General features: G+C 48.3%; 11 protein-coding genes. 5 read left to right on the top strand and 6 right to left on the bottom strand.

What is annotated here, in order from left to right:
- Positions 1–8: 8 nt before the first annotated feature.
- Both scpB and rluB read left to right on the top strand, forming a co-directional pair.
- The gene (gene scpB / locus QNM19_RS20630) at positions 9–596 is read left to right on the top strand and encodes an SMC-Scp complex subunit ScpB (RefSeq protein ID WP_010385478.1); all 588 of its coding nucleotides are present in this window, start codon (positions 9–11) and stop codon (positions 594–596) included.
- Positions 593–1,453 carry a 23S rRNA pseudouridine(2605) synthase RluB gene (gene rluB / locus QNM19_RS20625; RefSeq protein ID WP_010385476.1) on the top strand — a complete coding sequence of 287 codons (861 nt, stop codon included), beginning with the start codon at positions 593–595 and terminating at the stop codon, positions 1,451–1,453. Before scpB ends, rluB begins: the two co-directional genes overlap by 4 nt.
- A gap of 42 nt (positions 1,454–1,495) precedes the next feature.
- On the opposite strand, the gene QNM19_RS20620 is transcribed toward rluB, so the two are convergent.
- Positions 1,496–2,239, bottom strand: a complete 744-nt coding sequence (locus QNM19_RS20620; protein WP_049863001.1) for a YciK family oxidoreductase — start codon at positions 2,237–2,239, stop codon at positions 1,496–1,498.
- Between the two features lie 269 nt (positions 2,240–2,508).
- Between QNM19_RS20620 and QNM19_RS20615 the strand changes: the two genes are divergently transcribed.
- A complete protein-coding gene (locus QNM19_RS20615; protein ID WP_284027158.1) occupies positions 2,509–4,929 on the top strand; it encodes a VolA/Pla-1 family phospholipase in 2,421 nt (806 codons plus the stop codon).
- Between the two features lie 72 nt (positions 4,930–5,001).
- Positions 5,002–6,015 (top strand): protease SohB, encoded by a 1,014-nt coding sequence (gene sohB, locus QNM19_RS20610; protein ID WP_049863002.1) that lies wholly within the window; start codon positions 5,002–5,004, stop codon positions 6,013–6,015.
- A 30-nt stretch (positions 6,016–6,045) separates the two neighbouring features.
- Here sohB and QNM19_RS20605 read toward each other — a convergent pair whose 3' ends face one another.
- The 4 genes from QNM19_RS20605 to QNM19_RS20590 form a co-directional block, all read right to left on the bottom strand.
- Positions 6,046–6,546 (bottom strand): SixA phosphatase family protein, encoded by a 501-nt coding sequence (locus tag QNM19_RS20605; RefSeq protein ID WP_049863003.1) that lies wholly within the window; start codon positions 6,544–6,546, stop codon positions 6,046–6,048.
- A gap of 36 nt (positions 6,547–6,582) precedes the next feature.
- Positions 6,583–7,500: an ABC transporter ATP-binding protein gene (locus QNM19_RS20600; RefSeq protein ID WP_049863004.1), complete on the bottom strand. Its 918-nt coding sequence runs from the start codon at positions 7,498–7,500 to the stop codon at positions 6,583–6,585.
- On the bottom strand, positions 7,497–8,306 hold the full coding sequence (locus tag QNM19_RS20595; RefSeq protein ID WP_049863005.1) for an ABC transporter permease subunit: 810 nt from the start codon (positions 8,304–8,306) through the stop codon (positions 7,497–7,499). Before QNM19_RS20595 ends, QNM19_RS20600 begins: the two co-directional genes overlap by 4 nt.
- A gap of 117 nt (positions 8,307–8,423) precedes the next feature.
- Entirely contained in the window at positions 8,424–10,235 is a 1,812-nt protein-coding gene (locus QNM19_RS20590) for a M2 family metallopeptidase (protein ID WP_049863018.1), read from the bottom strand.
- A 148-nt stretch (positions 10,236–10,383) separates the two neighbouring features.
- Between QNM19_RS20590 and QNM19_RS20585 the strand changes: the two genes are divergently transcribed.
- Positions 10,384–12,648, top strand: a complete 2,265-nt coding sequence (locus QNM19_RS20585; RefSeq protein WP_284027157.1) for an acyl-CoA dehydrogenase — start codon at positions 10,384–10,386, stop codon at positions 12,646–12,648.
- 118 nt (positions 12,649–12,766) lie between these two features.
- Here the strand turns inward: QNM19_RS20585 and QNM19_RS20580 are convergent, their stop codons facing one another.
- On the bottom strand, positions 12,767–13,204 hold the full coding sequence (locus QNM19_RS20580) for a hypothetical protein (protein WP_049863006.1): 438 nt from the start codon (positions 13,202–13,204) through the stop codon (positions 12,767–12,769).
- Between the last annotated feature and the right edge of the window lie 72 nt (positions 13,205–13,276).

Here is a 13,276-nt window from a genome sequence, read left to right as displayed (position 1 = left end):
TTACTTGCATGAAACGTCGTATCAGTGATGAACAATTGGTTGAACTGGTTGAAGCAGCCATATTCGTTGCCGATAAGCCTTTGTCTCGCAAACAACTGAAAGAAACTGTTTTGCAGGATATTCATGTTTCTGATGTCCGCCTCAGGCAGGCGCTGGATACCTTAAGCGAGCATTATCAAACCCGCGGTGTCAAACTGGTTGAAGTCGGAACGGGCTACCGTTTTCAGGCCTGTGCCAGCCTAAGTCCGTGGCTCAGTAATCTGTGGCAGGAAAAAGCGCCAAAGTATTCTCGTGCAACGCTCGAAACATTGGCGCTGATCGCTTATCGACAACCCATAACCCGGGGCGAGATTGAGCAGGTGCGGGGTGTGACGGTCAGCTCGAATATCATCAAAAGCCTGTTAGAGCGACAATGGATAAAGATAGTGGGCTATAAAGAAGTGCCGGGTAAACCCGCACTGTATGCAACAACGAAACAATTTTTAGACTACTTTTCGCTTAATGGATTGGATATGCTCCCTGAGCTGCCTTCCCAACAGGGCGAAAAGCTAGATCAGATGTTAGATGATCCTTCTGTGAGAGAACCATCAGAATGAGTGAGAAGTTACAAAAAGTTTTAGCACGCGCTGGCGTTGGCTCGCGTCGTGAAATGGAAAAGTACATCGAAAGCAACCGTGTTAGTGTTGATGGCAAGGTGGCCCGACTGGGTGATCGTGTTGAGGAAAATGCAGTTATCCGGGTCGATGGGCATATCGTAAAAGTAGAACAGCAGGATGATAGGATCTGCCGTGTCTTGATGTACCACAAGCCAGAAGGTGAGTTGTGTACGCGCAAAGATCCGGAAGGCCGTCGTACAGTGTTTGACCGTCTCCCGCGTATTGAAGGCGATCGCTGGATTGCCATCGGCCGACTGGATGTCAATACATCGGGTTTGTTGTTGTTCACCAATGATGGTGAACTGGCCAATCGTCTGATGCACCCCAAATATGAAGTAGAGCGCGAATATTCGGTACGCGTATTTGGTGATGTGACTAATGAGCACCTACGTAACCTGAAAAAAGGCGTAGAGCTGGAAGATGGCCCGGCGAAATTCCTGAAGCTGGCGCCACGCGGTGGTGAAGGCTTGAACAAGTGGTTTAATGTCACTTTGACTGAAGGTCGTAATCGCGAAGTGCGTCGTTTATGGCAATCTCAGGAGCTTGAAGTGTCACGCCTTATTCGTATTCGCTACGGTAAGTTAGAGTTGGGCAAACGGCTGCCTCAGGGTGGCTGGGAAGAGCTGAAGCTGGAAGATGTGAATTACCTTCGTAAATCTGTCGGCATGCGTCCTGAAACGCAAACTAAGCTGTCGGTGATGCCTGAAAAGCGTAAAGACAAGCGTGCTAAGATCAACCGTATTCGCAAGGCGGTGAGCAAGCATAATCAGCGTCTTAAGCAGAGCAAACGTCGTTAACAGACATAAAAAAAGCCGCGTAAGCGGCTTTTTTTTATGTCTTTATTTTACCTGGGCGTCCAGCGACTGGCCATTTACTTCGGCCGAATCATCGGACATCAGATAAAGATAAGTAGGCATCAACTCTTCAGGTGTCTTTAATTTATCTTTGTCTTCACCCGGGTAGGCTGTGGCGCGCATACCAGTACGCGTGGCCCCTGGGTTGATACAGTTTATACGAATGTTGGTTTTGCCTACTTCTGCGGCCCAGGTTTGCATCATCCCTTCAGTAGCGAACTTAGAAATCGCATAGGCTCCCCAGAATTCACGCCCCTGACGGCCGACTCCGGATGAAGTGAAGATAACTGAGGCACTGGGGGCTTTACGCATAACAGGGAACAGGTATTTAGTGATCATTGCCTGTGCAGTAACGTTTACCTTCATGATGTTTTCGAATGTGGACACACAAAAGTGTTCCAGCGGACCCAATGCACCTAATATAGAGGCATTGTTCAGCAGTCCATCAAGCTTGCCAAATTGTTGTTCGATAGTGGCGGCAAGATCACGGTAGTGTTGTTTTGTAGCACCTTTAAGGTCTAAAGGCACGATGGCAGGCTTTGGATAACCTGCGGCGACGATTTCGTCATAAACACATTCTAGTTTGCTGGTGGTTTTCCCCAGCAGAATAACCGTCGCACCATGTTTGGCATAGGTCAGTGCAGCAACCCGGCCAATGCCATCGCCTGCACCAGTGACCAAAATCACTTTGTTTTCTAAAGCATTCTCAGCTGCTTGATAAGTATGCATTTTGAACCTCTGAGCTAATTTTTCCGCATATTTTACCACATACCACAGCCAAGTTATCGAATTTATTGTAAATATGGCTGGCGAAACGCTACACTTTGCGTTAACTTAAACTGGTCTAATGTCTTATTAAAAGCAGATTTACCTTTAAGTACCTTTTTGCAAAGGTTTTAACTAAATATTCTCTGATCGGTCAATTTATCAGCTAAATTAAGCAGTTAAGTTGAATTCAGGGCTTAGAATAATAATAAGATTATGTCGGAGCCAAATAAATGAAAAAAATGCTACTCTCACTCGCGGTTTCTGCAGCCTTAGCAGGTTGTGGTGGCGGTGAAACCCTTGAAGATGTAAAACAAGAAAGCACAGCTGTAACACCCAGCGCCTCGATCAAATTCGACCCTGCAAATGGGGTGATTTCGGTGCCTAACGACCTGCTGTTTAACGGCACTAAAGATGGCACGCTGAATATTCCAGGCGAACTGAACGATGACGGCTCTGTTAAAATCCAGCGTGCAAACTATGCTGACCCTTCACTGGCGTTGGGTGCACTGGATGGTTGGTCAACACAAATGCCATTTGCGATTGATTTAACGGTGCCAGCCGGTGTTGAAATTGATGCGGCGAGTGTCGCAACCCCTGGTGCTGTGAGAATTTTTGAAGTGGTCATGGGCGCCAGCCTGACTGACCAGGATTGTGCAACTGTGCCAGCCGGGATTGCCTGTAAAGGGGTCGCTGAGCTGACCTTTGGCCCAACTGGTGATTTCATCGCTCAGTTAGGTGCAGACGGTAAGAGCATTAATGTTATTCCTGTGAAGCCGCTAAAATCGGCAACGACTTACATCACCGTGTTAACAACGAGCCTGAAAGACAGCTCGGGCAGTGTCGCACCTTCTTCTTCCTACACATTGCTTAAGCAAGAAGCGCCTTTGGTTACACCTGCACAAAAAGGCTTGCAAGCGGTTGTGCGTAGCTACGAAAGTGCGGTGGCATCTCTGGGCACCGTGACCAGTGAAGAAATCATTTACTCAGCTGCAATGACAACACACTCGACTTTTGAAGTCATGGGTGCCGTGAAGCAGTTGCTGGCAGCGTCTTTGACGACTGAGCAAAGACCCGTTTTGAGCGTTGGTCAGCAGCCTGCTGATGGCTTGACGGTTGCCGATTTGCCGGATCTCCCATTATCTGACGAAATTCGTCCTTTGTTCCGCTCTGTAAGATACTTGCAAGGTAATATTGTTTTACCGCGTTACCTGGGTGAGCCGCAAACGAAAGACGACGCAGCGTTGGCAGATACCTACTGGCAGGCACAGTGTGATAACGCGGCAGCGGTTGCCGGCTATATTCAGGCAACGGGTGGCACGCCTGAGCTAAGAGAAGGTAACGATACGCTTTGTAATGCGTTATCTGAAGGGCGTTTGAGAGACTTAGGGCTGGATCAGCACAAGTTTGTCAGCAAATATAACCCAATTCCAAAAGCGCTGGGCGCGAATAACATTCCGGTCCAGATCACTATGCCTGCGGACGAGACAAACCGCCCGGAAACAGGCTGGCCGGTTATTATCATGCAACATGGTATCACCAGTAAGAAAGAAGACATGCTGGGTCTGACGCTGGCATTGACTCAGGCTGGTTTTGCAACGGTTGCAATTGACCACCCATTGCATGGTGACCGTGGTATTGATGTAGATGGCGATGGTGAGGTTGATTTCAACGCGTCAACGAAGAGTGTACTTCACTATATGAACCTGCAATCACTGCTGGTTGCACGTGATAACCTGCGTCAATCAACTGCTGACCTGCTGGGTTTGCGTCTGGGTCTGAATTTCATCAATCAGGCGACGGCGGTTCCTTTGCTGTTCAATACGCAGGATGTGAGCTTTATTGGCCACTCTTTGGGGTCAGTTGTTGGGCCTAGCTTCATCGCGTTGGCTAATACACCGTTGGATGAGCAGGTTGATGCCTTGTTTAACGTGAAAGCGGGCGCCTTATCAAGCGGCGGTTCGGGTATTGCAAACTTCCTGGTGGAATCTGCTTCGTTTGGTCCTGTGGTGAAAAGCGCTGTGTTGTCTGCGGCAACAGACTTAGCTGTATCAAAACAGTTTAATGCTTACCTGGGAGAAGGTGCTATCGCAGATTGCGGCCAGTATGCGGCAGATGCAGGTGCGTTTGCAAACTGTGCATATTCCACCTTTACTGCACAGCTAGAGGCGAACGGTGATACCGTTTCACTGGGAGCTATTGATGCAACCGTAACGCAGTTCGCTTATGCAGCACAAAGCGTACTGGGTAGCGCTGATCCGCTCAACTATGCTGGCGCGGTAAACGCGCTGGGTACACCTATCTATATGGGTGTTGTTGTGGGTGGTGAGAATGGCAATAAAGAAGATCAGGTGATCCCACCTTCAACGCAAAGCAATCCGTTGTCTGGCAGCTTACCAATGGCCGCTGTAATGGGGCTGACGCCTGTGAGCGAAACGCAAACGTCAACCGACGGCACAGCGGGTAGCTATGTTGTGCGCTTTAGTCAGGGACATCACAGCTCGCTGTTGACTACCAGCTTTGACGAACGTTCGGGTGGCACAGCAGAAGGTCATGCTGCAGCGACCATGGAAATCCAGCAGCAACTGGCGACTTTCCTGGCTTCAAAAGGCCTGATGTTACCAATCACCAATGATGCTGTTATTGCAAAATAATCGCATTTGAGAGATTATGAAAAAGCCGCTGTTTTAGCGGCTTTTTTTTACTTAAATTTCAGGAGTAGAAAGTTGGTATTTTTATACGAATACGGATTATTTTTGGCTAAAGCGGTGACACTGGTCGCTGCGTTAGGTGCGATTATTGCGATGATAGTTGCCGCAAGCCATAAGCCGAGTTCACAGTCTGGTGAAATCGAGCTGACCAATCTGTCCAAACGACTGGACGAGGCTAAAGAACAGTTTCTGGCACAAACCCTGGATAAGAAAGCGCTGAAGTCTCATCTTAAGCAGCAGAAAAAGACGCAATCAGAACACGCAACTGAGACAAAAAAGCGGGTCTTTGTGGTTGAGTTTTGCGGCAGTATGGATGCTCATGAGGTTGAAAATCTCAGAGAGGAAGTGACGGCTATTCTGACCATTGCAGACGCAAAGCAGGATCAGGTCGTGGTTAATCTGGAGAGCGGTGGAGGGGTTGTGCATGGTTATGGGCTGGCAGCTTCACAACTACAACGTTTCAAAGATGCGGGTCTGCCACTGACGGTGTGTGTGGATAAAATCGCTGCCAGTGGCGGTTATATGATGGCCTGTGTGGCAGATAAAATCATCGCTGCGCCATTTGCCATTGTTGGTTCAATTGGCGTGATTGCTCAGATGCCTAACTTTAATAAGCTACTAAAAAAGAACGACATTGACTACGAGCAAATTACCGCTGGTGAGTTTAAGCGTACGTTGACTCTGTTTGGTGAGAATACGGATAAAGGGCGAGAAAAGTTCCGTGAAGAAGTGGAGCATACTCATGGTTTGTTCAAGCGTTTTGTCAGTGATAACAGACCGAATATGGATATTGATAAAGTGGCGACTGGAGAGCATTGGCTGGCCACACACGCACATGAGTTTGCTCTGGTAGATGAAATCCGCACCAGTGACGATCTGTTGTTAGATTTAAATCAGGCCCATCAGCTCTATCAGGTGCGGTTTAAGCTGAAAAAATCGCTGGCTGAGAAACTGGGCGTAGGTGTCAGTCTTAGCCTTGAAAAAGGCGCGATGCGTTTGTTCTCTAAATGGCAAAAATCGAGTTATTAAGCACTTAGGGCAGTGTGGTTTGCACATTGCCTACTTATTTTGGCCTGTTTTTTCAGGCCTGAGTATATAATGTTGCAACGTGGCTATGCCTGGCGCTAGAGTGTGCCACTGTTCAGCTCTTATATTCAGTTCGACATAACCAGCTGTCACTATGTTATCAAACTGGTGTGTACTCAGATGATTTACCAGTATCGTCATGGCTGGGTTGTGGCCAATTATCGTCACATCATTGCACTCGTCCGGCAGCAGGTGTAAGCAGTCCATTAAGTCGACGGCATCAAAGGTATAGAGTGCAGGTATTTCCTCAATAGCCTGAGTCACCTGACATTGAGCGTGCAAGATATGCGCAGTATCCCGTGCCCGGCGAGCAGGGCTGGTGAATATATGCGTATCAGGCAGCGGACCTAACCGATTTGCCAGCGCCTGAGTCCGGCGTACTCCTTTGGGTTTGAGCGGCCGGTCAATGTCGCGCAGCATAGGCTCCTGCCAGCTGGACTTGGCGTGTCGGATCAATCTGAGTGTTTTATTCATACCTAATCCAACTAATAAGTATGTTGTCAGTGTAGACTAGGGTGACGTGAACAGCTCATTTTCCAGGGTATTGCCATTAATTAGCTGCTTGTAAGTCCAGCCCTGGTGATGACAGAGCTCTAGCAATGTAATATCCAGCGCCTTATGGCAGGTATCATACTCGATAACAAATTCATCCGGCTGAGATTGTCTGACGTGCTTTACCCCGGTAAGGTGTGCTATTTGCTCCCGCATCTGATCGGTAACCTGCTGAAGTTGTAAGGTTAAGAAGGCGGTACCGGAATTGTTTTGGGTATATCTTTGATGACTGGTCAGTTTACCGTGTTCAAGATACAACACAGTGTCACATAAGCGTTCCAGTTCACTCAGATCATGTGAACTGAGCATAAAGGTGATGTCTTTACTTAGACTGGCAATCAATGAACGGATGGCTTTTGCATTGATGGGATCTAACCCTGCTGTTGCCTCATCGAGCAGAACGATTTTGGGCTGTCCTATCAAAGCTTGTGCAATGCAGATCCGTTTTCTCATTCCATGGGACAGCTCAGAGGCCTTGGCATTGAGCTGGTTACCGAGATCAACAAGTTCCAGAACGCGCGCTGTTTCACGCGTCGCGTCACGGCGGCTTAATCCCTGTAACTGACCATAAAAGGTCAGTTGTTTGCCAACAGAAAAGCGGGGGTCCAGCTGCGCATCTTGCGGTAAGGCACTCAGTACACCGAACAGGGCGTTGTGTCCTGGTGTATGTCCAAATACTCTGACGCTGCCTGTGTCAGCTTGTAAAAAGCCACACAAGATACTGAATAACGTTGTTTTTCCCGCTCCATTGGGGCCTACCAGCGCAACCGTATGGCCGTGATCTAACGTAAAGCTGACCTTGTCCAGCGCGCATTTGCTGGCAAATCGCTTGGTGACATCATTGACTTCAATGACAAATGGCGATGATGTACTCATAGATCTTTCCTTTTCATTAGCCAAAATGCAGCACTCAGCAATATCGTAGTTTGCAGCAGGGGAAGTGCAATGGCGTACAAACCGATACCGTGCCAGGGAGCAATGTCGCTGATATGCATACCGGGTAGCAAATAATATAGCCAGTGAGCCGGTTCGAACAAAGCGCTCAGGTAACTAATCAGCATATTCCCGACGGTGAACAGCAAGCTAGCATAAATGATACTTAGTCTGGCTGAGCTGGCGAGCAGATTAAGTAAGCTCATCAGTGCGATGAACGGAAGTGTGGTCAATACCAGTAACGCAATAATCGAGGTAGTTTTACCCAAGCCGGGCATGGCCAATGTGGCGTCCCGGGTTAGCATGAGTACCCAGGCAGCAATGGCTGAGGCCGTGATCAGGGTTAGTAAAATAAGCACCTGGCCTGCAAAGCGACCGAGCAGGATCTCTCCACGGCTGGCACGTAATGTCAGGAATCTGAGCGTGCCCCGTTTTGCGTCCTCAACCGTTTGATCTGCACTGACAAACAAGGTAAAGACTGGGAAGCTAAATAACGCAATGACCCAGTAGACCGACAGCTCAGCCTCTGGCCAGCGTGCAAGTGAATAGAGCCCCACTGAACCGGCTATTTGCACCGCGATACCTGAGAATTCTGGGCTGTTGAGTACAGAAACTGCATGATAAATTGGGTAGCGTAAAATCATCAGCCAAACCATAGTGAAGGCGGCCAGTGCCAGCCAGCCCCGTTTGGTCGCAAACAAGCGGGTCAGTTCAAACTGACTCAATAACATGATTCTTTTTAGTGGCATAGTGCACTCCTTTTGCGGATACCTTAACGCAAAAGCAAATAGATGGGAAAGGTGAGAATTGTTTCAGAGTGTGGCAAATAAAAAAGAGCCCGCAGGCTCTTTTTTAAATCGAAGGAATTACCAACCGCACTGGCGGTTTTTGTTTTGCTCATCCAGATAGGTCTGAAGTGGTGCAAAGTAATCCAGGATAGCGGTTGCATCCATTTGCTGGCTGCCAGTGACGCTTTCCAGTGCTTCTTGCCATGGACGGCTGCTGCCCATTTCAAGCATGGCATTTAAGCGCTCGCCTGCTTCTTTCGAGTTATAAACTGAACAACGATGAATGGCTTCTTTGTTACCAGCAATTTCACAAAGTGCTTTGTGGAATTCAAACTGCAATATGTGTGCAAGGAAGTAACGTGTGTAAGGTACATTACCTGGTACGTGATATTTTGCACCTGGATCAAAGTCGTTTTCGCTACGTGTAACCGGTGCCTGAAGACCTTGATACTTTTCACGCAGTTCCCACCACGCCTGATTGTATTCTGCCGGGCTGATTTCACCGGAGTACACTTTCCAGCGCCACTGGTCAACTAGCAGGCCAAATGGAATGAAGGCAATTTTGTCCAGCGCCATTTTCATCAACAGACCAATGTCTTTTGATTCATCAGGTACTTGCTCTAACAAACCGATTTCTTTGAGGTAACCAGGCGTTACAGACAGAGCAATGGTGTCACCGATAGCTTCGTGGAAACCATCGTTGGCACTTTCCTGATAATACAACGGCAGTTTGTTGTAAGCTCGTTGATAGAAGTTGTGGCCTAACTCGTGGTGAATAACAGAGAATTCCTCGCCAGTGCGTTGGATACACATCTTAATACGTAGATCGTCTTTGTTGTCCAAGTTCCAGGCTGACGCATGACACTGTACGTCACGATCCTGCGGCTTGGTGAATAATGAACGAGTCCAGAAGGTCTCAGGCAGTGGTTCAAAGCCCATTGAAGTAAAGAACTTCTCAGCACCTTTTACCATCTTGATTTCATCGTAATTATGCTGCTCAAGCAGTTCAGTGACGTTGTAACCCGGATCGGCATTTTCAGGTGCGACCAGATCATAGATGTTGCCCCACTGTTGTGCCCACATGTTACCTAGCAGGTGTGCCGGGATTGGCTGATCTTGTGGTACTTTGTCTTCGCCGTACTTTTCGCCAAGCTTAGCGCGAACATGACAATGTAATGAGTCATAAAGTGGTTTTACCTGACCCCAGATACGATCAAGTTCTTTGGCGAAATCATCCGCGGGCATATCGTATTTGCTGCGCCACATTGCGCCTGTGTCGCGATACCCCAGCTCCTGAGCACCTTCATTTGCCAAAGATACTAAGTCTTTATACAAAGGACGCATCTGAGGAGAAACCTGACGCCAGCCTTGCCATACGTCCAGCAGTTCGTCGTAGTTTCGGCTGTTGGCCATTTTGGATGTCATCTCACCCAGGCTCATGCAGTTGCCGTCTTTACAGTATTTACCTTTACCGTACATACCGTCCAGCTCAGCCGATAGCTTAGCCAGCTCAGCCGTTTTTGCCGCGTCTTTTGGCGCTGGTAATGTCAGGTTAAGTTTCAGCTTGTCGAGTTTACGGCGATTGTCATAGCTCAGCTCAAGTTCGTCAAACTTGGCTGCTTCATTGGCCAATGCGACTAATTTTTCAGTGTATTCCTGGCTCACGTCAGCGGCCAGTGAGGCCGTGTCTTCTGTAATGAAGTTGGCATAGATCCAGGCTGAACGAGCACTGCGATAGCTCAGGTCCTGCAGGTCTTTTTCTGCTTTGGTTAAAAATGCTTCAGCGTCTTTTTCGGTCAGGGTTGACGTGCTTGTTGAGTTACATCCACTCAGAGAGAGTGCCCCGGCAACCACGAGGGCGCCCAGGCTGAGTTTGAATTGTAGTGCCATCATTGTTCCAATTATCGTTATTAGAGACGTGATAATACCAGTGTCGGCTGATTGCGACAATTCGCGTTGTATAAGCTGAGTAAAAATATTGTGATAAGTGGCATTTGTTCCATACTTATAGCGCCATAAACCGGGAGGTGCCGAAACCATGTGGTTACTGATACTTGTCTTAATTGCTGTGTGTTTTATTTTTTACGTTAAGGAAGCCAGGCTCAAAGTCGTTTCTAGCCCGGCTTTAGCATATTTTAAGCGTGCATTACCCCAATTATCACAAACTGAGCGCGAAGCGATGGAGGCTGGCGATACCTGGTGGGACGCAAGTTTGTTCAGCGGGAAACCCAACTGGTCGCAGTGGCTGCAAACGGGCAAGCCTGCACTGAGTGATCATGAGCGAGATTTTATAGAACATGAATTGAATGAACTGATGGCAATGCTAGATGAAAACCAGATCTGCGCCCAGGGCGACTTGCCACCAGAAGTTTGGCAATTTCTGAAAGAAAAAGGGTTTTTCGCTTTCATCATTCCAGAAAAATTCGGCGGCAAAGCCTTTAGTGCACAGGCCAACTCGGCCATTGTAGCGCAAATTGCCACGCGCAGTTTGTCTGCGGCAGTGACTGTGATGGTGCCAAATAGCCTGGGCCCGGCTGAACTATTACTGCATTTTGGTACTCCCGAGCAGCAACAAACCTGGTTACCTAAATTGGCAAATGGTTCGGCGTTGCCTTGTTTTGCATTGACCTCCCTGGAAGCTGGCTCAGACGCAGGTGGTATTACCGATTTTGCAGTGGTGTGTAAGCAAGAGTTTGAAGGGGAAATGACTTTAGGCCTGAAAGTTACCTGGCATAAGCGTTATATCACTCTGGCACCCGTGGCATCCGTGCTGGGGCTGGCCTTCAAAGTGTATGATCCTGATCAGCTAATATCAGAAGCAACTGAATTAGGCATTACCTGTGCACTCATCCCTACCGATCACCCGGGTGTTGAGGTCGGTGCAAGACATGATCCTATGGGGCTGGCGTTTATGAACGGCACAACACAAGGGCAGGGGGTGTTTATCCCTATGCACTGGGTCATCGGGGAGATGGACGGGATAGGCAAGGGCTGGCGTATGTTGGTGTCCTGTCTGAGCGCCGGGCGGGGCATCTCATTACCGGCTCTAAGTGCAGGAACCGCACAATTGAGTGCTAAGGCTTCGACTGCCTATTGTCGTGTCAGGCGACAATTTAAGCAGTCATTGTGGCGATTTGAAGGGGTTCAGGTTGCGTTAGCCCGAATCGCGGGGCTGAGCTACAGCATAGAAGCCACCCGACAGAATACCGCGATGGCCATAGACCTCAATAAAAGTCCTGCGGTGATCACGGCGATAGCCAAATACCATCTGACCGAAATGGCCAGAGTTGCTATCAACGATGCAATGGATTTACATGGTGGCAAAGCAATTCAGCGCGGACCACTTAACTATCTTGCGCTGCACTATCAGGGGATGCCCATCAGCATTACCGTCGAGGGGGCGAATATCCTGACGCGAAACTTGATGATTTTTGGGCAGGGTGCAACCCGCTGTCATCCATATGTGCTCAAGGAAATGGCTGCCGCACAGGAGCAAGATGCGGACATGGCATTGCAACAATTCGACAAGGTGCTAATGCAGCATTTGGCCCACAGTGGCAAAACCTTTCTTAAAGCGTCGTTCAATGGCCTGACTCGGGGTGTGTTTTCATCTGCGCCCGTTGCCGGAGAGGTGGCACGCTACTACAAAACGCTCACCTGGTATAGCCAGATTTTGGCTGTTCAGAGTGATCTGGCAATGCTGGTACTTGGAGGCAAACTAAAGCTTCAGGAAATGCGTTCCGCCAGGCTTGGTGATATGTTGAGCCAGCTCTATTTGGCGTCGTGTGTGTTGAAAAAGTTTGAGGATGACGGTCGTCAGTGTAGTGATTTACCTTTACTACATTATGTGATGCAATTTCATCTGAGTGCATTTGAGCGGGCTTTTACCGGGTTTATCGATAATTTTGCACCTACTGGGTTGAAGACCATAGCAAAGCGTTGGTTTATGCCTTTCGGGGGCGCTGTGGATGGTCCGTCGGATCGGCTGATTACGGCACTGTGCGAGAGCCTCTATTGTAATAAGCTCACTCTTGCAAGGGTAAGCAATCTTTGTGATACCTCAGGGCACGCAGGGTTAGCCGCACTGGAGCAGGCATTTCAGTTATTTCCCAAATGTGAGCAGTGTTTGCATAAGTTTGAATGTTGGCAAAAGGCCCATCAGGCTAAACTGCTGGTATTAAATACAGATGAGCAGCTTGCGATGGCCGTTGCTGAATGTGTCCTCGACGAGGAGGAGCGAGAGTTGCTCGTTGAGTGGTTCCAGGTCAGCCGGAAGGCCCTGAGTGTTGATGAGAGCGTTTGATGTCATTCGATGTGTGATAGGATGTATTGTTGCGCTTAATTGTTTGTGTGAGTTGGCTATTTGACTCACACAAACTACAGGCGACTAATGAAAATTAGTGGGGGATGGACATATAGGCTTAGCGAGCAAATGGGTCGGCGTTAATTTTGTCAACATACCACTCACCTTTGCGCCTTATAAGCTGGACGCTGCGCATGTCATCTACTTGCTCTCCGTGCAACATACCGGTAAAAATTAAATTGATGCGGGCTTCGTTGCCGTATTGTTCCCGTAAACTTTGATTCGTCATATCCACTTCAATGGTCACTTGATCGTATTGCATGTTTACCAGATTCCTGGCGAATTGAGATGGTGTGCCATAAGAGCGCATGATCCTGCCCATCCGTGGCGTTGAGCGGCTTAGGGCCAGCTCCATGTCTTTCTTATTGTACAATGCGTCAAAGAACACCGTTGCTGCATATCCAGGAGTATTTTTGTCCCCACGCGCAGCGTCATCATCACCACAACCGGATAGCATCAATAGGATTACAGTTGAAAAAGTAAGTAGTAATTTCATCTTAGTAGTAATTCAGGTGAATATGACTTTAGTTTGTCTTCTAATCGAGGGTTTGTAAAGTATCGGTCGATA

Origin of the sequence: Pseudoalteromonas ardens, from assembly GCF_030125445.1 — a bacterium.
GTDB lineage: Bacteria > Pseudomonadota > Gammaproteobacteria > Enterobacterales > Alteromonadaceae > Pseudoalteromonas > Pseudoalteromonas ardens.
Note: the sequence above shows the minus strand (reverse complement) of the source record. Positions and strands in the feature narration are given on the sequence as shown.